Here is a 25,739-nt window from a genome sequence, read left to right as displayed (position 1 = left end):
CCGGATCTGCTGATCCCGACACGCCGTTCAGGCGTGCGCCCTCGCGGCGTGTCGGGACGAACCGTTCGACGTCAGCGCCGGTAGCCGGGGTGGCCGTCGGGGGTGAGATCGGAGGCCGCAGCGAGCTTGGCCAGGAGCGCGGCGAGTGTTAGCTGCTCGTCGGGGGCGAGCGGGGCGAGGACATCGCGCTGGTGAGCCTGGGCGACCTCCCTCAGCTGCGCCAGCATCCGCTCCCCTCCGGGCGCGAGCGTGAGGACGTTGTTGCGTCGGTCCCCCTCGCTGCGCTCGCGCAGGACGTATCCCTTGGCCTCGAGTTCGTCGACGAGTGCGACCAAGCGGCTCGGCACGGTACCGAGCGACTCGGCGAGCTCGCGTTGGCTGAGGCCCTGGCGCCGGCCGAGGACACGGATGGCACCGGCCTCGCGCGGCGACAGGCCGAGTTCGGCGACCCGGGCGGCGAAGCGGTCGGCGGCGTCGGCGCCGAGCTGGGCCAGCAGGAACGCGGTGCGCGGCGGCGCTCCGCGGCGCGGCTGAGCCGAGGGGGCGCTGTCGGCGGCGGATTCGGCGGCTGGGTCGGCGAGGCGGGCGTTCGTCACGGATCCAGAATAGCGCTTGCGCGTAACGATTACACTATGTAACGATTACCAACATGAACGATATTCAGCCGACCTCCCGCCGTCGCGGCGGGGGCGGACCTCCCCTCGGCATCCTCGCGATCGTGCACGCGGGGCTGTTCCTCCTCGCACTGCTGGTCGGCGTGCTGCTCTCGGGCACCGGCGCCTTGCTCTCCCCCTTCGCCGGCGCGGACGCGGTCGCCGCACACGCTCACACCGACTGGGCTGCGATCCGCATCGGCGCGATGCTGCAGTTCGGCTCGGCCGTGCCACTCGGAATTTACGCCGCAACCGCGTTCGCACGCCTGCAGCGGCTGGGCGTCCGCGTGCCCGGGCCCGCGATCGGCTTCGCCGGAGGGCTGACCGCGTCGCTCATGCTCATGGTGTCGGCACTGGGCAGCTACCTCCTCAGCCGGCCCGAGCTCACAGCCGACCCGCACCTCGCCCTCGCGTTCTCGTTCCTCGCGTTCGCCGCGGGCGGCGTCGGTTACGTCGTGGGGCTGGGGCTGCTGATCGCGGGGATGGCGGTGCCTGGGCTCATCCTCGGTCTCTTGCCTCGCTGGCTGGCCTGGGTGGGGCTGGTCGTCGCCGGGCTCGCGGAGCTCTCCTTCCTGTCGCTCGCCGTCGAGCCGCTGCAGTTCCTCCTGCCGGTCGGACGCTTCATCGGCATGGCGTGGCTGATCGCTGCCGGCTTCCTCCTGCCGCTCGAGCGGCGGGAGGTGCGCGACGCCCGCGTCGGACGCGGCGGGCGCGGCGCGCAGTCGGAGGTGCGATCGTGACCGATGCATTGCCCGCCGGCGGTCGGATCGCCCTGGTGCTCGGCGCCGACGGGCGCATCGGCAACGCGATCTGCCACGCGCTCGGCGCGGACGGCCTGGCGATCGTGGCGTGCGCCCGGGACGCCGGGGCGCTGAAGCGGCTTCGCAGCGAACTCGTGGACGCCGGGCTCGACTGCCCGCGCACCGTCGCGGTCGACGCCACCGACGACGACGCGTTGGCGGCCGCAGTCGCGGAGGCGGCCTCCTTGGGCCCTCTCGCCGTCGCGGTCAACAACGTGGGTCGCGGCCACCAACCGGTTCCCCTCGCGGACATGCCCCTCGACGAGTTCGACTCGGTCGTGGCAGTCACGTTCCGCAGTGTGGCGGTCGCACTGCGCGAAGAAGTGCGGGCGATGCGTACGACCTCCGGGCCTCGGGCGATCGTCAACGTCTCCTCTACGGCCGGTGTGAGCGGCGCCCCGGGAATGGCCGCCTACACGGCCGCCAAGCACGCGATCGTCGGCCTGACGCGCACGACCGCTCTCGACGAAGCGCGCGCGGGCATCCGCGTGAACGCGGTTGCGCCGGGCCCGATCGAGTCCGGCCCGATCATGAAGCAGGACCCGTCGGTGCGCGAGCGTGTCGGCGGCTACGTGCCGTTGGGGCGAATGGGCTCGCCGATGGAGGTCGCGGCTGCGGTGGCGTGGCTCGCCTCGCCCGCCGCCGCCTACGTGACCGGGACGGTACTGGCGGTGGACGGCGGCCGCACGGTCTGACGGTCCGGCACGCGTCGCGGCCGTCGCCTCTACGATGGACGGGTGAGCGAACTGGCAGGCTGGAAGCACGTCTACTCCGGGAAGGTCCGCGACCTGTACGTGCCGGAGGGCGCAGACGGGTTGGAGGACACCGACGCCGTATTGGTCGTGGCCTCCGACCGTGTCAGCGCGTTCGACCACGTGCTCGAGCCGGGGATCCCTGGCAAGGGCGAGTTGCTCACCACCCTGAGCCTGTGGTGGTTCGACCGCCTGCACGGCGTCCCCAACCACTTGATCCCCGACCACCGGCTGGACGGCGACCGCGTCGTCGAGCGGATCCCGGCCGAAGTGTCGGGTCGCGCGATGCTCGTGAAGCCTCTGGACATGTTCCCGATCGAGTGCGTCGTGCGCGGCTACCTCACGGGAAGCGGCTGGGCCGAGTATCAGCAGACGCAGAGCATCTGCGGCGTACCTCTGCCGTCGGGTCTCACCGACGGCGACCGCCTCCCCGAGCCGATCTACACGCCCGCATGGAAGGCCCCGCTCGGCGAGCACGACGAGAACATCAGTTTCGACCGGACCGTGGAGCTGGTGGGGCCGGAGATCGCCGAGGAGCTGCGCCGGCTCTCGCTCGAGGTGTACGCCCGGGGCGCGGCCATCGCCGAGGACCGCGGCGTGATCATCGCCGACACCAAGTTCGAGTTCGGCGCCGACCGGGCGACCGGCGAGATCACCCTCGCCGACGAGGTGCTGACGAGCGACTCCAGCCGGTACTGGGACGCCCGCGTGTTCGCCACCGCCCCCTCCGCCCGCGAGCGGATGGCGAGCTTCGACAAGCAGATCGTGCGCGACTGGCTGGCCGCCACCTGGGACAAGAGCGGCACGCCTCCGGAGCTTCCTGCCGAGATCGTTGCCCGCACCGCCGACCGTTACCGCGAGCTGCTGCAGCGACTGACCGGGGAGTAGGCACCTGGGCCCGGCGCCGCTCACTGGGTGGTGCTCGAACGCCCGGCCGCCCCGACGTCCATGGCCGTGGCCTCGTCGGCACGCGCAGCTTCGCGGGCGTCGAGCCGGCCTCCGATCGCGCGGAGCGCCGCGAGGATCGTCGCCAGGTCGACGAGCTCCTGGATGAGCGCTCCTGCGGTCGCCGGGATGAACCCGAACGCGGCGATCACCATGAGCACGACCGACACGATGATCCCGAGCCAGATGCTCTGGAGCGCGATGCGGACCGTGTCCCTGCCGATGCGCACCGCCTGGGCCACCCCGTGGATGTCGTCGACGAGGATGACCGCGTCGGCCGACTCGCTCGCGGCCGTCGCGCCCTTCGCGCCCATTGCGATGCCGACGTCGGCGGCGGCGAGCACGGGCGCGTCGTTCACACCGTCGCCGACCATGATCACCGGCCGATCGGGTATACCCGACACCTCAGCCACCTTGTCCGCGGGCAGGCATTCGGCACGCACGCGCGTGATGCCGAGCTCGGCGGCGATGTGCTCGGCGGTCTCCCGCGCGTCGCCGGTGAGCATCATGGTGTTCGTCACCCCGAGCTCCGACAGCTCGCGCAGGGTCGCGGCAGCGTCGTCGCGGAGCCGGTCGCTCGCGAGCAGCGCGCCCGCATACTGTCCGCCGATCGCGACGTAGACCGCGAGCTCGCCCGGAGCTATCGCCGTGCGTACGGCGTCGGGCGCGTGCTCGGCGACGAACGCGTACTTGCCGACGGCGACCTCCCTGCCCTCGATCTCGGCGACCACCCCGTTGGTCGCGGCCTCCTGAGCGGACGCCGCCTCGTGGAGCTGCAGCCCGCGGTCGCGTGCCGCCCGGATGAACGACGCCGCGAGCACATGTGACGAGTACTGCTCGGCGCTCGCCACCGCGGCCAGCAGCTCGTCGGCGTCGAAAGGCGGCTGCGGGCGCACCTCGCTGAGCTCAGGTGCGCCGTAGGTCAGGGTGCCGGTCTTGTCGAACACGGCGGTGCGGGCTCGCGCGAGTTGTTCGAGCACGCCGCCCGACTTGACGATGATGCTGTTGCGCGCGCCCCGGCTCATCCCGCCGATGAACGCCACCGGAGCCGCGATCAGCAACGGGCACGGCGTCGCGAGCACCAGTACCTCCGCGAACCGGACCGCGTCTGCGCTCACCCACCAGGCCACGGCGGCGAGCGCCAGCGAGAACACCGTGAACGGGACGGCATACCGATCGGCCAGGCGCACCACCGGGGCCTTGCTCTCCGCCGCCTCCGCGACGAGCGCCACGATCTGCTGGTACTGCGAGGAGGCCGCGGTCGACGTCGCGCGCAGCTCCACCGCCTCCTGCCCGTTGACCGAGCCGCTGAGCACGTCGTCGCCCGCCGTCTTCTCGACCGGCATGCTCTCGCCGGTGATCGACGCCTGGTCGAATGCACCGCGCGCCGACAGCAGCACGCCGTCGACCGGGACGATCTCGGACGGCCGCACGAGCAGCTCGTCGCCGACCCGTACCCGGTCGACCGGAACCTCCTGGTAGCCGCCCTCGACCACGAGGTGCGCGAACTGGGGCGCGCGGGTCAGGAGGGCGTCGAGCTCGCGCTTGGCCCGGCGGTTCGCGTAGTCCTCGAGCGCGTCTCCGCCGGTGAGCATGAGCACCACGATCAGAGCGGCCACGTATTCGCCGACCAGCACGGTCGCGACGATCGCCGTGATGGCCAGGATGTCGAGGCCGAACCGGCCGTGCGCCATGGCGCGCACCATGCCGACGGCCTGCCAGACCGCGACCGCCAGTGCGTACGCACTGAACACCCACTGCACCAGCCAGCCCGCTCCGGCGAGCGCGAGCACGATGCCGACGATGCCGATCGCCAGCGTCAGCGTCACGACCCAGTACCGGCGGGCCAGCCTCGTGATCCGTCTCATCGCACCTCCCGCCTCCATCCTTGAGCAGGCGCAGCTCCGGCAGAAGGCCCGACCAGAATCCGTGGAGAGCCCGCACTGCCGCGCCCTTGTGGAGGACTTCGCCGACGACGGCATTCCCCCACGCGCATAGACACCGCGGTAGCGTCGCGCCATGGACTCGAACGCCGCTCCGCTCCCCACCGCCGCCGTCGCCGACGCCGCCGTGCGCCTCGGCATCCCCGTCGCCGTCGCACCCGTCGCCCTCCGTGCGCTCCTTCCCGGGCGCCCCTTCCACGGCCCGACCGCACCCGTCACGCACCTCGGCAGCGTCGACGTGCTCCTGGAGACCATCGACGACGCACCGCAGGGCGCCGTGCTCGTGGTCGACAACGGCGGCCGCCGCGACGAAGCCTGCGTCGGAGACCTCATGCTGCTGGAGGCGGCGAGCGCCGGGATGGCCGGCGCCGTGATCTGGGGGCTGCACCGCGACACCGCCCAACTGCGCGAGATCGGACTCCCACTGTTCAGCCTCGGTGCGCATCCGTTCGGACCGAGGCGCATTCCCCCGGCCGGCACCGCCATGCGCAGCGCCGTCCTCGACGGTGTCGCTGTGGCGCCCGGCGACTGGATCGTCGCCGACGACGACGGCATCCTCGTCGTCGCGGGGGGCCGCCACGACGAACTCGCCGCAGAGGCGCAGCGCATCCAGGAGGTCGAGGGCGCCCAGGCCGAGCGGATGCGAGCGGGCTCGTCCCTGCGCGAGCAACTCGACTTCCGCCGCTACCGCGAGCTGCAGTCCGCCGACCCGACGCTGACGCTGCGCCGCTACCTCGCCGAGACCGGTGGCGCGATCGAGACCTGACAGCTCGGGCGACGAAATTCTGGCGGGCTCCCCGCTGTTGAACCTCTCATGCCCGAACTGCTGCCCGCCGACTCCGCCATGGGAGCGGTGACCCTGCGCGTCGCCGATCTCGACGCCATGACCGCCTATTACCGCGACGCCGTCACGCTCTCCGTGCTCGCCTCCGAGGGCGGACGCGTGATCCTCGGTCGAAGCTCGACGCCCTCCGTCATCCTGGAGCACGCGCCGGAGCTGAAGCACGCGTCACCCGGTGCGGCCGGCCTGTTCCACACGGCGATCCTGTTCGACAGCCAGGAGGCCCTCGCCGCGGCGGTCTACTCCGTTGCGCGGCGCGCACCCGGCACGTTCACCGGCAGCGCCGACCACCTGGTGTCGCAGGCCTTCTACTTCAACGACCCGGAGGGCAACGGTGTCGAGCTGTACTGGGACCGCGACCGCAGCCAGTGGAGCTGGACCCACGGTCAGGTGGAGATGGACACGCTCTACCTCGACCCGAACGCGTTCCTGCGCGAGCACCTCACCGACCGCGGCGCCGCGCTGGCCGAGGCGGTTCCGGACGCGGCCGGCGACGACCCGCGGTTCGGTGACGCCATCGTCGGCCACGTGCACCTCTCGGTGGGCGACGTCGCGACCGCGCGCGCCTTCTACGTCGACAGGCTCGGCTTCGAGGCCACGGCCTCCCTCGGCTCGTCGGCGCTGTTCGTCTCCGCGGGCGGCTACCACCACCACATGGCGATGAACACGTGGAACAGCCGGGGCGCCGGTGCGCGCCGGCTCGCGCTCGGGCTCGGCGAGGTGGAGCTGCGCCTCCCCGCGGCCGACGACCTCGGCGCCCTGACCGAGCGGATGCGGCACTACGGTGTGCCGACGCGCGACGACGGCCGGTCTGTCGCGTTCGACGACCCGTGGGCGAACGCGGTGCGCGTCGTCGCCGAGCGGTAGCGGAGGAGATTCGCGCCGTCGCGCGCCGGAAAGCAGTGAAGGGAGGACTCCCGGGCCGGATCGGCTCGGGAGTCCTCCCTCGTTCACATGGTGCTCAGTCGGTGGCCGGCGCGGCGTGGATGCCGTGGTGCTCGTCGCCGTCGCGGGCCGTCTCGACCGACGGCGCCGCGTGGGCCCCGTGCTGAACGGCGTCGACCGGCGCTGCGGCCGCGTGCGCGCCGTGCGAGGCGCCAGCGGGCTGGGCCTGTGCCTCGGGCGAGCCCTGCTCGGCCGCCTGCGCCCCTGCGCCGGCCGGAGCGGCAGCACCCGGTCCCCACGCGGGCGGCCGCGGCTTCTCCCACCAGATCACGATCAATGCGCCGAGGAGGGCGACGATCGCGGGCAACAGCAGGGCCTCCGACATCGCCTGGGTGAACCCGGCGTGCAGGAAGGTCGGCAGCTCGGTTCCGACGCTGGCCTCCGACGGGGTCGCGCCGCCCGGCGCCTTCGGGAGGTCGGCCGCCAGCCGGCTCGTGATGAGCGCCGAGATGGACGCGCTTCCCAGCACGGCGCCGATCTGCCGGGTGGTGTTGTACACGCCTGACCCCGCGCCGGCCTGATTCATCGGCAGGTTGCGGGTCACGGTGGTCGAGATCGGGCCCCAGACGCCCGACATCGCGATGCCGAGGGTCGCGCTCGGGATGAGCAGGAACCAGATGCTGATGTCGGGCGACAGCATGATCGAGTAGAGGCCGAGCGACAGGGCGAACAGCGTGAGGCCGCTGACGGCGATGTACTTCGGGTTGACGCGGTCGACCAAGCGTCCGACGAACGGCGCGAGCACGCCCGTGCAGACCGCCATCGGGGCGAGCATCAGCGCCGACTCGGTCGGGGTGAGGCCGCGCACGGTCTGGAAGAAGAAGACCAGAGGCAGCGCCATGCAGGTCACCGAGAAGCCGACGGTGGTGATCGCGGCGTTCGAGAGCGAGAAGTTGCGGTCGCGGAACAGCGGGAGCGGCAGCAGTGGCTCTTTCTTGTTCAGCGCCTGCCAGACGACGAACGCGATGAGCACGATGATGCCGGCGATGATGAGTCCCCACACCGAGAACGGGCCGTCGCCGATCGTCCCCCAGTCGTAGGTTCCGCCCTCTTGGAGGCCGAAGACCAGCAGGAACATGCCGGCGGCCGACAGGATCACACCCAGGATGTCGAAGCTGTGCGTGTGCGTCTCGAGCTTGGGCACCAGGCGCACCGCGAGGATGAACGCGACGATGCCGATCGGCACGTTGATGAAGAAGATCCACTCCCAGCCGAAGCCGTCGACGAGCAGACCGCCGAGGATCGGGCCGACCAGCGTGGCGACACCGGCGACCGCGCCCCAGAGTCCCATCGCCGCGCCGCGGCGGTCGGGCGGGAAGATGCGCGTGATGACGGCCATGGTCTGCGGCGTCATCAGTGCGGCGCCGAGGCCCTGCACGACGCGGGCCGCGATCAGCCAGCCGATGTGGCCGGAGAAACCGCACCAGGCGGAGGCGGCGGTGAAGATGACCAGACCGGTCAGGTAGAGGTTCTTCGGGCCGAAGCGGTCGCCCAGGCGACCGGTGATCAGCAGCGGGACGGCGTACGCGAGCAGGTAGGCGCTGGTCACCCAGATGACCGCGTTGTAGTCGGTCCCGAGGTTCAGGCCCTTCATGATCGACGGATTCGCGACCGACACGATGGTGGTGTCGATCAGGATCATGAAGAACCCGATGACGAGCGCCCAGAGGGCGGGCCACGGCTTCAGTTGGCGTTCCATGTGATTCTTTCTCTCAGTGCTTCTTCTCCTCGTCCCAGGAGATGGCTCCCGAGACGAGGTCGTCGATGAGGGCTTCGAGCGCGGCCACGTCGGCCTCCGCCATCGTGCGCAGGTACCGCACGTCGAGCCAGTACTTCGCGGGCAGCTCCTTCGCCCGCACCCGGACCACCGCGTGGTCGAGCACGGCGATGTCGGCGCGGAGCAGCCCGACCCGCTTGCGCAGGAGGTCGATGACGGTCTCGAGCGGGAGGTTGTGCGCCTCCCCGAGGCCGAGCGGGAACTCCGGGAACTCGTTGACCGGCGTCGCGATGATGTCCGCGACCCGTTCGCCGAGAGCCAGAGTGCCGTCCTCCGTGATCTCGTAGGTGGTGCGCTCGGGGCGGTTGCCCTCGCGTTCGGTGCCGGTCGCCCGCACCAGGCCCTGACGGGCCAGGCGATCGACCGTGTGGTACAGCGATCCCGGGCGCACCTTGACGAGCCGGTCCTCCGAGCGCAGCACGAGCGTCTGGTACATCTCGTACGGATGCGTCGGCCCCTCGGCCAGCAGCGCGAGGGCTGCGACGGCCAGAGGCGTGAGGGAGGGCGTGCGCGGCATGGATCCAGTCAGGTTTTGGTGGATGAGTGATCGGGAAGGATTATTCCACGTGGAATAGTACGCGGTGAAGCATGCGGAGTCAAGCTATCGATGGTCAGAGCTCCAGAGCGCGATTGAGTTCGATCAGCTGCTCCGCGAACAGCGCGGCGCCGCCCTGCGCCGGGTGCCGGATCGCGGGCGCCTCCAGGCCGGCCGTCGCAATCGCGCCCTGTGCCTTGCGGCCGACGGCGACCACGGTCTCGATGTCGAGCGCCCGGATCAGCTCGAGTGCGACGGGAGCGCCCGCGCGCACCTCCGCCGGCCGCGGCGTGCGGTTGCTCTGCGGATCGCCGGCCACGAACGGGTGCAGCGGATACACCGGCCACGACAGCGGGATCGGGCCGCGCCAGTCGCGCAGGGTCGCCCACACCACCCGGCTGGAGGCCTCCCACGGCGCCTGCGGATTCTCGGGGAGCTCCAGCCCGGGAACCACCCCGGCCTCGGCCTCCCGAACCGACACGAAGGGCACCCCGGTCACGGTCATCCCGCGCCACCCCGGAGCCTCGCCGAGCAGCAGCACCGAAGCGTGCGGCATCGCGAAGTAGCGCCGGAGGTTGCGCTCCCGCCTGCGACCCTCCACGTCATCGCGGTAGAGCGCCTCCGCGTCGGGCGGCTCGGGCAGCGCGCGCAGCAGCTCGAAGAAGCGGGCTAGCGGATCGGCGGGCACGCTCCCACATTGGCACGGCGGCACGGTGCGCGTCAGTGGGCCGCGTCAGTGGGCCGCGTCAGTGCGCCGCGGCTGCTCCGCGCGGCTTCGACATGCGATCGATCGCGGCGAGCGCCACGGCCGACACGATGAACACCACGTGGATCATCACCTGCCAGAACACGCCGGTCGACGTGTACCGCTCTCCGTCGATCGACCCGCCGTTGGCCGCTCCCAGATCGCCGACGGCGATGAACGTCTTGAGCAGGTGGATGGACGAGATGCCGATGATCGCCATCGCCAGCTTGACCTTCAGCACGTTCGCGTTCACGTGCGAGAGCCACTCGGGCTGGTCGGGATGACCCTGCACATTCACGCGCGAGACGAACGTCTCGTAGCCTCCGATGATCACCATGATGAGGAGGTTGGCGATCATGACCACGTCGATCAGCCCCAGCACGGCGAGCATGACGTAGGCCTCATCGACGTGGGTCGGGTCGGAGACGACCTTCTCGGTGAGGTGCCACAGCTCCACCACGAATACGTAGACATAGACGGCCTGCGCGACGATCAGCCCCAGATAAAGCGGAGCCTGGAGCCAGCGGCTCGAGAAGATCACGGCACTGATGACGCGGCTCGGCCCGCTGGACGTCGGCGCCGGCTCGGGTGCGAGCGCGAGCCGCGCGTGCTCGTCTGCCGCGCTGTCCGCGGTGCTCTGGGCGGTGGGGGTCTCGATCACGGGGTCCTCACGGTTCGGGCGGATCCCAGAATACGAACCCGAACATGTGAGAACGCTCAGGAAAGGGCTACGGCCGCACCGCCACCCGTGGGAAGCCGCGGCAGACCAGCGCCGCATCCACCTCGGCGAGAGGGAAGACGGCGCCGACCTGTTGCGCGAACGGGTATTTGGCGCCCGCGTCGGTGAGGAACCGCACCGCCTCCTCCAGGTGCCGCGGCGCGTAGTTGTGGACGCCGCGGATGGTGAGCAGGTGGCGCACCAGGCGGTCGGGGACGACCGGCAGCTCAGAACCCGGCGACACCGAGCCGGCGAGCACCAGCACGCCACCGATGTCGACGATCGAGAGCAGCGAGCGGACGGCGGACGCCGCGCCCGAGAGCTCGAGGGCGATCGAGGGCGCGGAGGCGCGGCCTCCCGCCTTGGCCAGCGCGTGCGGCAGTCCGGAGCGGGCTCCCGGCGCGGCGTTCGGGTCGGCGACCGCCAGGGCTCCGAAGAGCAGCGCGGCGTCGCGGCGCTCGGGGAGGGGGTCGATCACGACGACCTTCGCCCCCGCCTCCGTCGCCATCGCGGTGGCCGTCAGTCCGAGCATCCCCGCGCCGGCGATGACCAGCAGCGCCCCGTCGAGGGGGACGATCGCCGCGGCCGCCTCGAGGGCTGCTGCGACCGTCGCTGTGGAGCACGATGCGGGCGCGAGCACCTCCGCTGCGACACCCTCCGGAACCGCCACCATCGGCGTGCCGTCGAGGATGTGGGTGTGCGTCGCGAATCCCCCCGAGAGCTCCCAGCCGCGGCGCATGCGCTCGTGCCCGTACTTCTGGAGGCTCACGCACTGCTGCGGTACGCCGCGCCGGCACCGCGCACAACGGCCGCACGGCACCGCGGCCGACCAGACCACACGTTCGCCGAGCGCCACGCGCTTTCCGTCGGTCGTCTTCGCCCCGCCGCGGCCGAGCGCGATCACGCGGCCGACCTGCTCATGACCCAGCACGAGCGGCGTGGACGCGGGTCGGTGACCCAGCACCGTCTCGACGTCGGATCCGCACACCGTCGCGAGCTCCACCTCCACGAGCACGTCGCCGGGCGCGAGCCGCACACCGGGTACGGCGACCGCCTCGTGCGTGTGCCCTTCTCCTGGCCACACCATCGCGGTGGCCGAGGGGTACACGCTCACCCCCATCCCCAGGCTCGCCGGTGGCTCGACGACGCGCGGGGTCACTGCTTTGATCGTCACCGCAGGGTCTGCCCCTCCGGCCGTGAGTCCGCGTCGTCCGTCTCGTCGAGCTCCTCGATGTCGCCCCGGTCGTACAGGGTGTCCAAGTCGGAGACATCGGCGCCGTCGACCTCGGGCTCGTCCACCTCGTCGTCGCTGTCGTCGAACGGGTCGAAGTCGTCGAAGTCGTCGTCGAGTCTGTCGACGCGCTCCAGGTCGTCGAGGCCCAGCAGCTCGCCGAGATCGGCGACGCTCGCGACGACTGCGTCCGCGCCGGCACCGGTGAGTGCCGGCTCGTCGTTCGAGCCGGTCAGCACGCCGACGACGAGCCCGGCGCCCGCGGCAAGGCCGCCGGCGATGTCGGCGGTCGTGTCGCCGACGACGACCATCCCCTCGACGGTGGTGGTGCCCGTGCGCAGCAGCGCCGTCAGCGGGAGGTCGGGATACGGGCCGCCCCTGCCGGCCTCCGCAGGGGTGAGGGTGAGGTCGGCGAGATCGCGCCAGCCGACGGCGTCGAGGACGGTGTCGGCAGTCGCACGCGAGAGCCCGGTCGTCAGGACGACGGCGACGCCGATCGCGCGCAGGCGTCGGATGAGCTCCTCCGCTCCGGGCACGGCCCGGACGCCTCCTGCGGCGGCGAGCTCGGCGTAGGACGACTCGAAGACGGCGTTGGCGTGCTGCGCCTGCTCCTCGTCGCCGGTGAGGGCGCGGAAGACCGCCACGGTCGAGCGACCCGTCGTCGCACGCACGAACGCGAGTGCGCGCTCGAACTCGTCGTCGGACTCGGCGATGCCCGCGGCCTCCGCCGCGCGCTCGAATGCCCGCTCCACCAGGCCGTCGTCGATGACGGTGGTGCCCGTCAGATCGAGCACCACCACCTCGAGGTCGGCGAGGTCGTCGGGGTCTTCACCCGCGACGGCGATGACGTCGGTTTCGATGATCGCGGCGTCGTCGAACTCACTCGTGATGAGTCCTTCAGGGGACATGGCAGAGGCCTTTCTGTGCGGTCTTCCTGGTCGGCGTCGGGTGTCGGGGGAGGGTGTCGGGGCCGGGTGTCGGGGCGGGTGTCGCGGGGCGGTGTGTCGGTGTCGGGAGGTCCGCTCGGGCGTGCGGCGGAGGTCAGCGGGAGCGGGCTGCTCCTGCCGCGGTCAGCACTCCCGGAGCGGTCGAGAAGAGCTCGTCGACGACCCGGTCGGCAAGACCGAGCCCGGTGGTCATACCGATGCCGCCGGTGACGGAGACGACACGCACGGACGGGGCCGGAGACGACACGAGGAAGTCGTCGGGCGCCGATGCGTCGATGCCCTGCCAGCGCTCGAGGACCCGCACGCGACCGAGGCCGAAGAGCGTCCGTGCGCGCTCGACGAGCAGCTCGGAGGCGGCCTCCGACTGGAACGGCGACACGTCGTCGCCCGCAGAGCGGGTGTCGCCGAGGATCAGCGCGCCATCCGGTCGCTGCACGTACATGAGGTTGGCGTCGAGCGCCGCCGGCACGGGATCGTCCGCGGCAAGCCGCTCACGCAGCCCTCCTGCGGACGGGGTGTGCGCGAACCCCGGGAAGCGCAGCAGCGACGACCCGGTGAGCACGGGCGCGCCGAGCGGTTCGTCCAGGTCGGCCTCCACGAGCATCATGTCGAGCCCGCAGCGCCGGATGCCGTCGGCCTCCGCGATGCCGGGGAACAGTTGGTCGACGTCGTGGTTCACGGCGACGACCACCGCGTCGGCAGACACCCGCCCGCGGGACGTGTGCACGCGCCCGGTCTCGACGCCGGTAACCGTGGTCTGCCAGAAGAAGTCGACCCCGTGCGCGTCGAGCCAGCGTGCGATCGCCGGAGCCGCCTCTCGCGGATCGATCTGCAGGTCGGCCGGGAGATGCGCACCTCCGACCGCGATGCCGTCGCCTACGGGGATCCGCTCGCGCACCTGCGCGGGCGTGAGCAACAGCACGTCGTGGCCGCCGCGCCGATCGCGGAACTCCTCCAGCACGACGAGCTCGTCCGGCGCCTGGGCGACGACGACCGCGCCGGACTCGCGCAGCCAGAACCCCGCCTCGACCGACAGGGTCAGCCACAACTCGCGTGCCAGCTCGGCGTACGCCCGCGCCTCGCCCTCCTGACCGGTGATGCCGAGGTGGCCGAAGTTGCGGATGGACGCGCCGTTCACGCTCGACGCCCGGTCGACGACGGCGACGGTGAGACCGCGACGCAGGGCCGCGACGGCATGGCCGAGCCCGACGATGCCACCGCCGACGATCGCGAGGTCGTAGTGCCTGCCCATGCCCGTCTCCCGTCCGCGTCCCGACGCAGCGCCTCCACGCTAGGAGGCAGCGACGACCGAGGCGGCAACTCCGGGTAACCGACGGGTGAACGGAGGCGAACGTCCGGGTGCCGCTCGGCCTCCCGTCGCCGTTCGCGCGCCGCGAGCCGATTGCCTGTTGCACTTTCGTGACGATCGACGCAGAATCGCAACATGGCCGTCAACGAGAACACCCGAGAGTTCGACCCGGACATCGTCACGGACTTCCGCGAGCGGATGTCGTACGGGTCGTACCTGGACCTCGGCACCCTGCTCAGCGCGCAGAAGCCGGTGAGCGTCCCCGAGCATCACGACGAGCTGCTGTTCATCATCCAGCACCAGACGACCGAGCTCTGGCTCAAGCTGGTGCTCCACGAGCTGGAGGACGCGCGCGACCTGCTCCGCGCCGACCAGCTTCCGCAGGCGCTCAAGCGCATCGCGCGCGTCAAGCACATCCAGAAGACGCTCACGGAGCAGTGGTCGGTGCTCGCCACGCTGACGCCGACCGAGTACGCGCAGTTCCGCGGATTCCTCGGCAACTCGTCCGGCTTCCAGTCGTACCAGTACCGCGCAGTGGAGTTCGTGCTCGGCAACAAGAACCGGCGCATGCTGACCGTGTTCCGAGACGACCCGGGCGCGCTGGCGCTGCTGACCGAGCTGCTGGAGGCGCCCAGCGTCTACGACGAGTTCCTGCGCTACCTGGCGCGAGCCGGCCACCCGGTACCGCGCTCGGTCCTCGACCGCGATGTGACGGAGGCCCACGTCTTCTCCCCCGAACTCGTCCCGGTCTTCCGCGACATCTACGAGCACGCCGCGGAGCACTGGAGCGAGTACGAGGCCTGCGAGGAGCTCGTCGATCTGGAGGACAACTTCCAGCTCTGGCGCTTCCGCCACCTCAAGACGGTGCAGCGGACGATCGGCATGAAGATCGGCACCGGGGGCTCGAGCGGCGTGAGCTTCCTGCAGAAGGCCCTCGAACTCACCTTCTTCCCCGAGCTCTTCGCGGTGCGCACCGAGATCGGCGCGCCGGAGACCGGTGCACCGGAGTGAGCGCTGTCAACCGATCGGCTCTGCTCCGGGTCGACGCGCTCTGGACCGGCGACGGCTTCACGGGCCCGACCCTCCTCGCGCGCGGCGGCGACCGCCTCCGCCCGACAACGGACGTCGCGGACCCGTCGGACGTGGTCGAGCTCGGCGGCACCCTCTTCGCATCCCTCACGGACCACCACACTCACCTCGGCCTCAGCGACCCCGCCGCCCTCTTCCGTGGCGGCATCACGCACGCGGTCGACCTCGGTTGGATCCCCGCCGTCGCCGCCGCCTGGCTGCGCGACGAGCACGACCGTCCGTCCATCGCCATCGCGGGCGCACTCCTCACCGCTCCCGGTGGCTACCCCGTCTCGGCGGGATGGGCTCCTCCCGGTGCGGCGAGCGAGATCGGCGGCCCTCGGGAGGCCAGGGACGCAGTGCGGCAACAGGTCATGACAGGAGCCTCCCGCATCAAGGTCGCCCTCAACGCCGACGCGGGCGCAACCGTGGACAACGCGACCCTGAGCGCGATCGTGGAGGAATCGCACACCGCCGGCCTGCCGGTCGTGGCCCATGTGCAGGGCATCGGCCAGACCGTCCGCGCTCTCCGCGCCGGCGTCGACCAGCTCGCGCACGCCCCGTTCAGCGAGCGCCTCGTCGACGACCTCGTGGCCGAGGCCGTCGACGCCGGGATGAGCTGGATCAGCACCCTCGACATCCACGGCTGGGGCGCCCCGACCTCCGGGTACCGCATCGCCGTCGACAACCTGCGCCGCTTCGCGGACCGCGGAGGCCGCGTGCTCTACGGCACCGACCTCGGCAACGGCGACCTCCCGATCGGCGTGAACGCCCGCGAACTCGCCGCCCTCCGGGAGGCCGGGGTCGACGGCGACGACCTCCTCCGCACGATCGCGGGCACTACCGGCACCGGCACTGAACCCCTCGGCCCCCGCGTCGCGTGGATCCCCTCCCCGCCTCCCTCCGACCCGGGCCGGCTCCCCGCCTGGCTGGCCACCGCGCGCGGCCTCCACCTCTCCGAACTCGCGTCCCTCCGACAGGAGCACCCATGACCGACACCCCCACCGACGACCCTTTCGCCGACGACCAGGCCCTCGACGGCGATCCCCTCGCGGCGGCGCGCGCACTCGACGCCGCCGACCCACTCGCCGCCTACCGCGAGCGATTCGTCGGCGTCACGCCGAGCGCGGACACCCCCGAGCCCGTCCTCGCCTACTTCGACGGCAACTCGCTCGGCCGCCCCACCGTCGCGAGCGTCGAGCGCCTCCAGCGCTTCGTGATCGACGGCTGGGGAGGCCGCCTGATCCGCGGCTGGGACGAGGAGTGGATGGAGCTCCCGTTCCGCATCGGCGACGACCTCGGCTCGGCGGCCCTCGGCGCCGGGGCCGGTCAGGTCTTCATCGGCGACTCGACGACCGTCCTGCTCTACAAGCTCGCACGCGCGGCCGTCGACTCCCTGCCTGAGCGCAGCGAGATCGTGCTCGACACCGACAACTTCCCGACCGACCGCTACGTGCTCGACGGCATCGCCCGCGATCGCGGTCTCGACCTGGTCTGGATCGAGGCCGACACCGAGGCGGGTGTCACCCCGGAGCAGGTCTCCGCGGCCGTCGGGCCGCGCACCGCGCTGGTCGTGCTGAGCCACGTCGCGTACCGTTCCGGCTTCCTCGCCGACGCGCGCGCGATCACCCGCATCGTGCACGACGCCGGCGCCCTCGTGCTGTGGGACCTGTGCCACTCCGCCGGGTCCGTGCCCGTCGAGCTGGACGCCTGGGACGTCGACCTCGCCGTCGGTTGCACCTACAAGTACCTGAACGGAGGCCCGGGTTCGCCCGCCTTCGGCTACGTGAACGAGCGCCTGCAGAGCCGCCTCGTCCAGCCGATCCAGGGCTGGATGGGTGTCCGCGACGTCTTCCTGATGGGTCCGGAGTACCAGCCGGCCGACGGCCTCCGGCGCTTCCTCTCCGGAACCCCGCCGATCGTCGGGATGCTCGCCCTCCAGGACACCGTGGCGATGATCCGCGACTGCGGTATCCAGGCGGTGCGCGACAAGTCCGTCGCCCTCACCGAGTTCGCGCTGCGACTGGCCGAGACCTGGCTGGCCCCGCTCGGCGTCGCGCTCGCGAGCCCGCGCGACCCCGAGCGACGGGGAGGACACCTCACTCTGAACCATCCGGCGATGCGGGAGGTCACCGCGCGGCTCTGGGAGCGCGACGTGATCCCCGACTACCGCGATCCCGGGGGCTTGCGGATCGGCCTCTCGCCGTTGAGCACGAGCTTCGAGGAGGTCGCGGTCGGCCTGGCCGCCGTGCGGGACGTGCTCGGGGAGCTGATCCACGAGTGACCATCGCCCGCGAGGATCTGGAGGCGCGGAGCGGCTCGGCGACCGCCCTGCTGCGCACGGTCGTCGGCAGCACGCTGCGCCCGATCGGCGGCTGGATGAGCGCCGCGGGCGCGGTGGAGTTGATGGGCGCCCTGGGCTTCCCCGCGGCGACCGCGCGCTCCAGCCTGGCGCGGCTCTGCTCGCGCGGCGTGCTCGTGCGCGAACCGCGAGCGGCCGCGGCCGGGTACGCCCTCGACCCGGACGCCGTGCCGATGCTCGAGCGCGGGGACGCTCGGATCTTCGGCGAGCGACGGCCGACAGCGCACTGGTGCCTGGTCTCCTTCTCGTTCCCGGAACACCAGCGCTCCCAGCGCCATCAGCTGCGCCGGCGGCTCGCCGCACTCGGCTGCGGCACCGTCGCGGACGGGCTCTGGATCGGCCCCGACCGCCTCGAACCCGAGCTCGCCGAGGTCGCGGTCGAGTTCGGCGCCGACCTCTTCACCGGAGCCAGACCCGCCGCCGCCGCGGCGGACCTCTCGACCGCCGTCTCGCGCTGGTACGACCTGGAGGCCCTCCGCGCGCTGCACGAGTCGTTCCTCTCGCGGTTCGGCGACGCGGCGGAGCCCGCGACCGACGCCGAGGCGTTCGCGCTCTGGATCCGGGTGCTCGACGAGTGGCGCGTGATCCCCTATCGCGACCCAGGCCTTCCCGCCGCCGCGCTGCCGGCGAACTGGCCGGGGGAGGCCTCCGCGGCGCTCTTCGGCCGCCTCCACCGCGACCTCGGCCCGCGCGCCGTCGCCTTCGCCTCCCGCACCGCGACCGACGGCGTCAAGAGCCTCCCGCCGGGACGGTAGAATTGCCGCTGGCCCCGGATGCGCGAGTGGAGCGGAGATCACCCTTGTCGACGATCGTTGTTGAAGTCATGCCCAAGGCAGAGCTGCTCGACCCGCAAGGCAAGGCGGTCGCCGGCGCCCTGGCCCGTATCGGCAAGGGCGGGTTCTCGGGAGTCCGGGTCGGCAAGCGCTTCGAGCTGACCGTCGACGGCCCGATCGACGACGCGACGAAGGCCGCCGTCGAAGAGATCGCGAACGAGATCCTCTCCAACTCCGTCATCGAAGACGTCGTGGGCATCCACTACCCGGAGGGCGACGCCTGATGCGCATCGGCGTCATCACCTTCCCCGGTTCGCTCGACGACCGCGACGCCCTGCGTGCCGTGCGGCTCGCCGGCGCGGAGCCGGTCGCGCTCTGGCACGGCGACCACGACCTCCAGGGCGTCGATGCCCTCGTGCTGCCGGGCGGGTTCAGTTACGGCGACTACCTGCGCTGCGGCGCCATCGCGAGTCTCTCGCCGATCATGACGGAGGTCGTGGACGCGGCCGGCCGCGGGATGCCGGTGCTCGGCATCTGCAACGGCTTCCAGATGCTGGCGGAGGCGCACCTCGTCGCCGGCGGTCTGATCCGCAACGACCACGGCAACTTCATCCGCCGCGACCAGCACCTCGTCGTCGAGAACACCAGCACCCCGTGGACGAGCGGCTTCGAGCAGGGCCAGGAGATCGTCATCCCGCTCAAGAACGGCGAGGGCGGCTTCATCGCCTCGGCCGAGGAGCTGAAGCGGCTCGAGGGCGAGGGCCTGGTGGTGTTCCGCTACACGGGCGTCAACCCGAACGGCTCGCTCGACGACATCGCCGGCGTGCGCAACGAGCGCGGCAACGTCGTCGGCCTGATGCCGCACCCCGAGCACGCGGTGGAGCCAGGGTTCGGCCCCGACACCACGTCCGCGATGCGTTCCGGCATCGACGGGCTGACGTTCTTCACGTCGGTCATCCGTTCGGCTCTGGTCGAGGCGTAGCAGCGGCGTCCCCGCCGTTCGCGTCACCACCCGCCGGTGCCAACTGGCGTGCGAGCGCTGCCGCCTGGTGGCGGTAACCGACCGTCTCGTAGCCGATCACGACGACCGCGGGCGACAGCGTCACCAGCATCAGACTGACCCCGAGCGAGCCTCCCGCTGCGGCCAGCCAGACCGCGGCGACCAGCGTCGCCACCGTTCCGGCGAAGAGGCCGATGTGGAACGGGTCCCCCTCGTGCACCAGGTAGGTGTAGAGCAGGAACAACACCACCGAGAACAGCAGTACCGGCGCCGCGACGCTGACGATCGCGCCGGTCACCCCGATCTCGGCCTGCCCTTCGATGAGGTACGCGACCACGTGCAGCCCGGCGCCCGTGGCCGCGATGGAGGCGAACAGCAGGATGTGGCTGTAGCCCCACACCACCGCGCGCCTGCGATGGCGGCGCAGGATCGCGGACGACGGGATGATGAAGTACGTCCACCACAGGCCGAACGTCAGGCCCACGCCCGCGACGGCGACCAGCGCCGCCTCGACGCTCCAGCCTTGCTCGGCCACGAGAGCCGACACCGACGTGACCGTGCCGAAGAGCACTTCGCCGAGGGCGATGATCGTCAGGAGACCGTAGCGCTCCGCGATGTGCGCGGCGTTCCATGGCGTTCCGCCGAGCCGGGTCTCTGCGAAGGCCGGCCCGCCGAGCTCCAGGAGGTAGAGCAGCACGGCGATGACGAAGACGGTGACGAAGTCGGGCGCGGCGATCGCGAGCACGACCCAGCCGATCTGCGCCGCAGTGACGAAGCCCGCGTAGGTCAGCGCGACGCGCCGGCGGACCTGGTCTTGCACGGCGGCGCGCAGCCACTGCGCGACCATGGCGATGCGCATGACGACGTAGCCGCCGACCAGGCCGCCGATCAAGAAGCTCCCACCGTGTTCGACCGACGAGAAGAGCTGCGGCAACCCGAGCGCGAGCACGACCACGCCGACCATCTGCACCAGAGTGGTGACGCGGTAGAACCAGTCGTCGGTGTCGTACGCGGAGGCGAACCAGGAGAAGTTGATCCAGGCCCAGCAGATCGCGAACATGGCGAACACGAACGCGCCGATCCCTGCCGCGACCTCCCCGCCCGCGAGCAGGTGCGCGAGCTGGTCGCCGGCCTGACCGAACGCGATCACGAACGTGAGGTCGAACAGCAGTTCCAGGGGCGTCGCGGCGCGATGCGCCTCACCGGGGTCGCGGCCGGTCATCCGCATCAGGCGGTGGTTGAACCCGGCTCCGGCGCTCGGCGGTGAGCTCGACGGCGTGCTCGGCGATGTGCTCTCGGACACACGCCCATTCTGCTCACCCTTGCGCCGTGTACACCACCACGCGCCCGTCTCCGCAGCCAGACCCGCGTCGAAGGGCGTCAGAATGGTTGCGTGAGTCGCATCAGTCGCGCCGACCGTGAAGGCGCCCAGCGCTACACTCAGCTCGTCGCCGAGACCCCGCTCGACGAACGCGGCGAGGTCGAGCTGGAGGCGTTCGCGCGCCTTTCCACCCGTGAGCTCGACGCGCTCGTCGCCGACCTGGTAAGCGGCGATTCGGAGCAGCTCACTCCTCCCGTCGGCGCGGGGTCGCTACGGCGCTTCCTGCGCGGCGAACTCGGCTTCGCTGCCGCGCTGCTCGCGGCGTTCGCGCTCATCGCAGTGCTGGTCGTGGGGGCCGCGGCGTTCTCGAACAGCGGTGTCGTCGCGACGACGACGACGCCAGGCCAGACGTCCGTCTCGACGACCACCGGCCACTCGGCCTCCGACCCCTCCGTGCGGCCCGGGATCGTCGGCAGCTACGGTTCCGACTGGTAACGCCGCCCAGGCGGCCCGACGAGGTCACGCCTCCAGCCGGAACGCCACCGCACGCACCGGCGCCCCGTCGGCCCCGCTCAGCGGGATCGGGAAGAGCGACACGTACGGGTCGTCGAAGGTCACGGCCTCCAACCGCGTCAGGTTCTCGCAGATCACGCCGCCGGCAGCGGCGATGAGCCGGTGGCACGGATAGTCGCCCGGGCTCTCCGCGATCGGCGTCTCGTCGATGCTCGGAGCGTCGAGACCGAAGGTGCGCACTCCGCGATCGAGCGCCCACGAGCACGCGTCCGCGGCGAGGAACGGATGGTCGTAGTACCCGCCCTCGCCGTAATGCGCGTCCCATCCCGTGCGGAACAGGAGCACGACACCCTCATGGAGGCGGGCCTCCAACGGATCGAGCTGCCGTCGTCCGATCCTCCCGCGCGGCCCGAGCCCGCTCACGTCGACGATCACCGCCGGCCCGGAGAACAGCGCGAGCGGCAGCTCGTCGACGCGGGCGCCCTCCGCGGCGAAATGGTACGGCGCGTCGACGTGCGTTCCCGAGTGCGAGCCCAGGTGCACGGCGAGCAGGTTGAACCCGTCGGCCGCGATCGTCGCGTGCGGCTCGAGCCGCACCTCCGGGTCGCCGGGATAGACCTCCGTCCCGTCGCCGAGCGGGTGCGACAGGTCGACGAACGAGGTGAGACGCATCGGCTAGCGTGCGGTCGCGCGCGGCGTCCGCGGCGTCCGCGGCTTCTTCACCTTGGGCGGCATCGCCCCGACCTGCTCGAGCGCGACGCCGATCCACTCGCGCAGACGGTCCGGCTCGTCGCGCCAGGAGTCGGGGAGGGCGACGTAGTCGCCCATCGGCCGCTCCGCGGGCCCGTAGGGTCCCGCGCCGTCGACGGCGAGCAGCTGCTCGCGCACGGCGTCGTCGGGCAACCGGACCCCGACGCTCTCGCCGAACAGCCCCGCGAACATGTTGCCGTTCACGAACGCCCCGAGGTTGGCGAACATCGGTTTGACCTCCACGCCCGGCGCCTCGGGCACCACCGAGCGGAACAGCTCCATCGTCTCCTGCGACGGTCGTGGGATCTGCACTGACGGCCTCCATCCGGCTGCGGGAGGCGCGCACGGCGCCTGTCCACATCCTGTCACTCTCTCCCTCGGCACGGACCCGTCGAGCGCATCGGACCGCGGGACCAGGTGCCACCGTGCGCCGGTAGACTGGACGGCATCCCCGCCACCGCCCAGCAGCCTGGAGTGCCCGCGTGACCGACACCTCAATCCAGCACGTCGTCGACACTGTCGCGAACGCCGCCGCGACGCCGGAGAAGGAGCAGCCGTACGCGGCGCTCGGCCTCAAGAGCGACGAGTACGCGCGCATCCGCGAGATCCTCGGCCGCCGCCCGACCTCGGGCGAGCTGGCGATGTACTCCGTCATGTGGTCGGAGCACTGCTCCTACAAGTCGTCGAAGATCTACCTGCGCCAGTTCGGCCAGAAGGTCTCGCCGGTGATGAAGAAGAACCTCATGGTCGGCATGGGCGAGAACGCGGGCGTCGTCGACGTCGGCGAGGGCTGGGCCGTCACGTTCAAGGTGGAGTCGCACAACCACCCGTCGTACATCGAGCCGTTCCAGGGCGCCGCCACCGGCGTCGGCGGCATCGTGCGCGACATCATCTCGATGGGTGCGCGCCCGGTCGCCGTCATGGACCAGCTGCGCTTCGGCGCGATCGACCAGGCCGACACCGCCCGCGTGGTGCACGGCGTCGTCTCGGGCATCTCGTTCTACGGCAACTGCCTCGGCCTGCCCAACATCGGAGGCGAGACGTACTTCGACCCGATCTACCAGGGCAACCCGCTCGTCAACGCCCTCTCGGTGGGCGTGCTGCGCCACGAAGACCTGCACCTCGCCAACGCGTCCGGCATCGGCAACAAGGTGGTGCTGTTCGGCGCGCGCACCGGCGGCGACGGCATCGGCGGCGCGAGCATCCTGGCCTCCGACACGTTCTCGGCAGGAGGCCCGACCAAGCGCCCCGCCGTGCAGGTCGGCGACCCCTTCGCCGAGAAGGTGCTCATCGAGTGCTGCCTCGAGCTCTACCGCGACAAGCTGGTCGAGGGCATCCAAGACCTGGGCGCCGCCGGCATCTCCTGCGCGACCTCCGAGCTCGCCTCCAACGGCGACGGCGGCATGTTCATCGAGCTCGACAGCGTGCTGCTGCGCGACCCCACGCTCACGGCCGAGGAGATCCTCATGTCCGAGAGCCAGGAGCGCATGATGGCGGTCGTCAAGCCCGAGCTGCTCGACGCCTTCCTCGCCGTCACCGCCAAGTGGGACGTGGAGACCAGCGTGCTCGGCGAGGTCACCGACACCGGCCGCCTCGTCATCAACTGGCAGGGCGAGGAGATCGTCAACGTCGACCCGCGCACCGTCGCGGTCGACGGCCCGGTGTACGAGCGGCCCGTGGCCTACCCGGCGTGGATCGACGCCCTCCAGGCCGACTCCGCGTCCGTTCTGGCGCGGCCGGCCTCCGGCGACGAGCTGCGCGAACAGGTGCTCGCCCTTCTCGGCAGCGCCAACCTGGCCGACAAGAGCTGGATCACCGACCAGTACGACTACTTCGTCGGCGGCAACACGGCGCTCTCCTTCCCCGACGACTCCGGCATGATCCGCGTCGACGAAGAGAGCGGCCTGGGCTTCGCGATCGCGACGGACGCCAACGGGCGCTACTGCCAGCTCGATCCGAAGCAGGGTGCCAAGCTCGCCCTGGCGGAGGCCTACCGCAACGTCGCCGCCTCCGGCGCCGTGCCGGTCGCGGTCACCGACTGCCTCAACTTCGGCAGCCCCGAGAACCCCGAGGTCATGTGGCAGTTCTCGCAGGCGGTCGAGGGACTCTCCGACGCCTGCCTCGAGCTCGAGGTCCCGGTCACGGGCGGAAACGTCTCGTTCTACAACCAGACCGGCGACACCCCGATCTTCCCGACGCCCGTCGTCGGCGTGCTCGGAGTGATCGACGACGTCGCCCGACGCATCCCCGCCGGCTGGCAAGACGAAGGCGAGAACATCTACCTGCTCGGCGTCACCCGCGAGGAGCTCGACGGCTCGGCATGGGCCGGCACCGTGCACGGCCACCTCGGCGGACGCCCGCCCGTGGTCGACCTGGCGGCGGAGCGCACGCTGGCCGAGACGCTGCACGCCGCGTCGCAGGAGGGCCTGATCTCGTCGGCCCACGACCTCGCCGACGGCGGTCTGGCGCAGGCGCTGGCCGAGAGCGTGATGCGGTTCGGAGTCGGCGCGCGCGTCTGGCTGGGCGAGCTGCAGGAGCGCGACGGCGTCGACGCCGCGACCGCGCTCTTCAGCGAGTCGACCGCGCGCGTCATCGTGTCGGTGCCCCGGGAGGACGACGTGAAGTTCCGCGGGCTGTGCGACGGTCGCGGCGTCCCGCTGCTGCGCATCGGCGTGACCGACGCGGAGGTCGGCACGCAGCCGGTGCTGGAGGTCCAGGACCTCTTCACGATCGGCATCGAGGAGCTCCGCGGCGTCCACCGCTCGACCCTCCCGGAGCACTTCGGCCCGACGGTCGCCTAAGCAGTTCCCCGAAGGGCACGTAAACGCCCCCAAAAACGAGTTTTAGGAGCGTTTACGTGCCCTTCGGCGTCTCAGCTGCCGACGAGCTCGGCCTGGCGGCGCGTGAACAGGCGCACGCGCTGCTGCGTCAGCAGGATGCCGCCCAGCACGATCACGGCGCCGACGGGCTCGTTCCAGCTCAGGTGCTCGCCGAGCACGAGGATGCCGAGCGCGACTCCCACGACCGGGGTCACATAGGTCACTCCGGAGGTCGCCGTCGGCCCCCAGGCCCGCAGCACGTTCATGTTCCAGATGTAGACCACGCCCGTCCCGAGGGCGCCGAGCGCCAGCAGGCTGAGCAGCACCGGCCAGCTGAACTCGATCGGCGACAGCGCGACCGCCGGGGTGAGCACGAGCATGATCAGCGCGGCGACCCCGATGTTGAGGAACGCGACGGAGGTGGCCGGGATGTCCCGGTGGCTGATGAAGCGTCGGATGTAGCCGAAGCTGAAGCCGTAGCAGGTGACGGCGCCGAGGCAGGCGAGCTGGCCCCACACGCTGCCCGAGAGCGCCGCGATCGTCCACGGCCCCACGACCACGACGACGCCGACGACCCCGATGAGCACGCCGAGGACCTGGTCGCGGTTGAGCTTCTCGACGCGGAAGGCCGCCGTCGCCAGGATGGCCGTCGTGATCGGCGTGACCGCGTTGTAGATGCTCGCGAGGCTCGACGACACGTACTGCTCCGCCCAGGCGAAGAGCAGGAACGGCACGACGCAGTACGTGATCGCGACGACCACGAAGTGGAGGTACACGATCGGCTGCCGTGGCAGGCGGCTGCGGGTCGCGAGCACGATGATCCCGAGCGTCACCGCCCCGAAGACCAGCCGCGCCCACGCGACCTGCCCGAACGAGACGCCCTCGAGGGCGACCTTCATGAACAGGAAGCTGGCGCCCCAGACGAGACCCATGGCGACGAACTGCAGAGCGACCTTCACCTGACGAGGCTACTGCCCGCCGCCGACGCGTGA

General features: G+C 71.4%; 26 protein-coding genes. 13 read left to right on the top strand and 13 right to left on the bottom strand.

From position 1 onward, the window contains the following. Positions 1–71 precede the first annotated feature (71 nt). Positions 72–596 (bottom strand): MarR family winged helix-turn-helix transcriptional regulator, encoded by a 525-nt coding sequence (locus AC0HS0_RS09305; protein ID WP_472963433.1) that lies wholly within the window; start codon positions 594–596, stop codon positions 72–74. A gap of 53 nt (positions 597–649) precedes the next feature. On the opposite strand from AC0HS0_RS09305, the gene AC0HS0_RS09300 reads away from it, so the two are divergent. The 3 genes from AC0HS0_RS09300 to AC0HS0_RS09290 are packed head-to-tail and all read left to right on the top strand — an operon-like array spanning position 650 to position 3,093. Beyond that, the gene (locus AC0HS0_RS09300; RefSeq protein ID WP_472963432.1) at positions 650–1,393 is read left to right on the top strand and encodes a hypothetical protein; all 744 of its coding nucleotides are present in this window, start codon (positions 650–652) and stop codon (positions 1,391–1,393) included. After that, entirely contained in the window at positions 1,390–2,148 is a 759-nt protein-coding gene (locus AC0HS0_RS09295; RefSeq protein ID WP_472963430.1) for an SDR family NAD(P)-dependent oxidoreductase, read from the top strand. Before AC0HS0_RS09300 ends, AC0HS0_RS09295 begins: the two co-directional genes overlap by 4 nt. A gap of 42 nt (positions 2,149–2,190) precedes the next feature. Further along, positions 2,191–3,093: a phosphoribosylaminoimidazolesuccinocarboxamide synthase gene (locus AC0HS0_RS09290; protein WP_472963429.1), complete on the top strand. Its 903-nt coding sequence runs from the start codon at positions 2,191–2,193 to the stop codon at positions 3,091–3,093. Positions 3,094–3,113: 20 nt separating this feature from the next. Here AC0HS0_RS09290 and AC0HS0_RS09285 read toward each other — a convergent pair whose 3' ends face one another. Then, complete coding sequence (locus AC0HS0_RS09285) at positions 3,114–5,018, bottom strand: heavy metal translocating P-type ATPase (RefSeq protein ID WP_472963428.1); 1,905 nt, start codon at positions 5,016–5,018, stop codon at positions 3,114–3,116. 151 nt (positions 5,019–5,169) lie between these two features. Between AC0HS0_RS09285 and AC0HS0_RS09280 the strand changes: the two genes are divergently transcribed. Together AC0HS0_RS09280 and AC0HS0_RS09275 are read left to right on the top strand one after the other, a co-directional pair. After that, entirely contained in the window at positions 5,170–5,859 is a 690-nt protein-coding gene (locus AC0HS0_RS09280) for an RraA family protein (protein WP_472963426.1), read from the top strand. 48 nt (positions 5,860–5,907) lie between these two features. Further along, positions 5,908–6,801 carry a VOC family protein gene (locus AC0HS0_RS09275; RefSeq protein WP_472963424.1) on the top strand — a complete coding sequence of 298 codons (894 nt, stop codon included), beginning with the start codon at positions 5,908–5,910 and terminating at the stop codon, positions 6,799–6,801. 94 nt (positions 6,802–6,895) lie between these two features. Here the strand turns inward: AC0HS0_RS09275 and AC0HS0_RS09270 are convergent, their stop codons facing one another. From AC0HS0_RS09270 to AC0HS0_RS09240, 7 genes are all read right to left on the bottom strand, one after another. Beyond that, complete coding sequence (locus AC0HS0_RS09270) at positions 6,896–8,578, bottom strand: MFS transporter (protein WP_472963422.1); 1,683 nt, start codon at positions 8,576–8,578, stop codon at positions 6,896–6,898. A 13-nt stretch (positions 8,579–8,591) separates the two neighbouring features. Further along, complete coding sequence (locus AC0HS0_RS09265; RefSeq protein WP_472963419.1) at positions 8,592–9,173, bottom strand: PadR family transcriptional regulator; 582 nt, start codon at positions 9,171–9,173, stop codon at positions 8,592–8,594. Between the two features lie 94 nt (positions 9,174–9,267). After that, complete coding sequence (locus tag AC0HS0_RS09260; protein ID WP_472963417.1) at positions 9,268–9,879, bottom strand: uracil-DNA glycosylase; 612 nt, start codon at positions 9,877–9,879, stop codon at positions 9,268–9,270. A gap of 58 nt (positions 9,880–9,937) precedes the next feature. Beyond that, positions 9,938–10,597 (bottom strand): TIGR00645 family protein, encoded by a 660-nt coding sequence (locus AC0HS0_RS09255; protein ID WP_472963415.1) that lies wholly within the window; start codon positions 10,595–10,597, stop codon positions 9,938–9,940. Between the two features lie 67 nt (positions 10,598–10,664). Continuing rightward, positions 10,665–11,828 (bottom strand): alcohol dehydrogenase catalytic domain-containing protein, encoded by a 1,164-nt coding sequence (locus AC0HS0_RS09250; protein ID WP_472963413.1) that lies wholly within the window; start codon positions 11,826–11,828, stop codon positions 10,665–10,667. After that, positions 11,825–12,793 carry an HAD family hydrolase gene (locus AC0HS0_RS09245; RefSeq protein WP_472963412.1) on the bottom strand — a complete coding sequence of 323 codons (969 nt, stop codon included), beginning with the start codon at positions 12,791–12,793 and terminating at the stop codon, positions 11,825–11,827. The genes AC0HS0_RS09250 and AC0HS0_RS09245 overlap by 4 nt, the downstream gene beginning before the upstream one ends. Positions 12,794–12,926: 133 nt before the next feature. Beyond that, a complete protein-coding gene (locus AC0HS0_RS09240) occupies positions 12,927–14,084 on the bottom strand; it encodes a TIGR03364 family FAD-dependent oxidoreductase (protein ID WP_472963410.1) in 1,158 nt (385 codons plus the stop codon). A gap of 192 nt (positions 14,085–14,276) precedes the next feature. Here AC0HS0_RS09240 and kynA point away from each other — a divergent pair, with 192 nt between their 5' ends. Genes kynA through purQ form a run of 6 tightly spaced genes read left to right on the top strand, consistent with a single transcriptional unit; the run spans position 14,277 to position 19,326 of the window. Beyond that, on the top strand, positions 14,277–15,152 hold the full coding sequence (gene kynA / locus AC0HS0_RS09235) for a tryptophan 2,3-dioxygenase (RefSeq protein WP_472963409.1): 876 nt from the start codon (positions 14,277–14,279) through the stop codon (positions 15,150–15,152). Continuing rightward, complete coding sequence (locus AC0HS0_RS09230; protein ID WP_472963407.1) at positions 15,149–16,201, top strand: amidohydrolase family protein; 1,053 nt, start codon at positions 15,149–15,151, stop codon at positions 16,199–16,201. The genes kynA and AC0HS0_RS09230 overlap by 4 nt, the downstream gene beginning before the upstream one ends. Continuing rightward, a complete protein-coding gene (locus AC0HS0_RS09225) occupies positions 16,198–17,493 on the top strand; it encodes a kynureninase (RefSeq protein ID WP_472963404.1) in 1,296 nt (431 codons plus the stop codon). The genes AC0HS0_RS09230 and AC0HS0_RS09225 overlap by 4 nt, the downstream gene beginning before the upstream one ends. Next, positions 17,490–18,326 (top strand): PaaX family transcriptional regulator, encoded by an 837-nt coding sequence (locus AC0HS0_RS09220; RefSeq protein WP_472963403.1) that lies wholly within the window; start codon positions 17,490–17,492, stop codon positions 18,324–18,326. Before AC0HS0_RS09225 ends, AC0HS0_RS09220 begins: the two co-directional genes overlap by 4 nt. A gap of 44 nt (positions 18,327–18,370) precedes the next feature. Further along, positions 18,371–18,628 (top strand): phosphoribosylformylglycinamidine synthase subunit PurS, encoded by a 258-nt coding sequence (gene purS, locus AC0HS0_RS09215; RefSeq protein WP_472963400.1) that lies wholly within the window; start codon positions 18,371–18,373, stop codon positions 18,626–18,628. Then, a complete protein-coding gene (purQ, locus tag AC0HS0_RS09210; protein WP_472963398.1) occupies positions 18,628–19,326 on the top strand; it encodes a phosphoribosylformylglycinamidine synthase subunit PurQ in 699 nt (232 codons plus the stop codon). Before purS ends, purQ begins: the two co-directional genes overlap by 1 nt. On the opposite strand, the gene AC0HS0_RS09205 is transcribed toward purQ, so the two are convergent. Further along, on the bottom strand, positions 19,298–20,647 hold the full coding sequence (locus AC0HS0_RS09205) for a low temperature requirement protein A (protein WP_472963396.1): 1,350 nt from the start codon (positions 20,645–20,647) through the stop codon (positions 19,298–19,300). The genes purQ and AC0HS0_RS09205 overlap by 29 nt on opposite strands. A 90-nt stretch (positions 20,648–20,737) precedes the next feature. On the opposite strand from AC0HS0_RS09205, the gene AC0HS0_RS09200 reads away from it, so the two are divergent. After that, positions 20,738–21,160 carry a hypothetical protein gene (locus AC0HS0_RS09200; protein ID WP_472963394.1) on the top strand — a complete coding sequence of 141 codons (423 nt, stop codon included), beginning with the start codon at positions 20,738–20,740 and terminating at the stop codon, positions 21,158–21,160. Positions 21,161–21,184: 24 nt separating this feature from the next. Here the strand turns inward: AC0HS0_RS09200 and AC0HS0_RS09195 are convergent, their stop codons facing one another. Both AC0HS0_RS09195 and AC0HS0_RS09190 read right to left on the bottom strand, forming a co-directional pair. Continuing rightward, positions 21,185–21,850 carry a cyclase family protein gene (locus AC0HS0_RS09195; RefSeq protein ID WP_472963393.1) on the bottom strand — a complete coding sequence of 222 codons (666 nt, stop codon included), beginning with the start codon at positions 21,848–21,850 and terminating at the stop codon, positions 21,185–21,187. Positions 21,851–21,853: 3 nt separating this feature from the next. After that, a complete protein-coding gene (locus AC0HS0_RS09190; RefSeq protein ID WP_472963390.1) occupies positions 21,854–22,240 on the bottom strand; it encodes a TfoX/Sxy family protein in 387 nt (128 codons plus the stop codon). A gap of 170 nt (positions 22,241–22,410) precedes the next feature. On the opposite strand from AC0HS0_RS09190, the gene purL reads away from it, so the two are divergent. Then, positions 22,411–24,729 carry a phosphoribosylformylglycinamidine synthase subunit PurL gene (gene purL / locus AC0HS0_RS09185; protein WP_472963388.1) on the top strand — a complete coding sequence of 773 codons (2,319 nt, stop codon included), beginning with the start codon at positions 22,411–22,413 and terminating at the stop codon, positions 24,727–24,729. A 71-nt stretch (positions 24,730–24,800) separates the two neighbouring features. Here the strand turns inward: purL and AC0HS0_RS09180 are convergent, their stop codons facing one another. After that, positions 24,801–25,706 carry a DMT family transporter gene (locus AC0HS0_RS09180; protein ID WP_472963386.1) on the bottom strand — a complete coding sequence of 302 codons (906 nt, stop codon included), beginning with the start codon at positions 25,704–25,706 and terminating at the stop codon, positions 24,801–24,803. Between the last annotated feature and the right edge of the window lie 33 nt (positions 25,707–25,739).

The organism is Leifsonia sp. PARNA 1/14 (assembly GCF_055720965.1).
The sequence above is the reverse complement of the archived record's forward strand: the minus strand, read 5'-3'. Positions and strand labels throughout refer to the sequence as shown.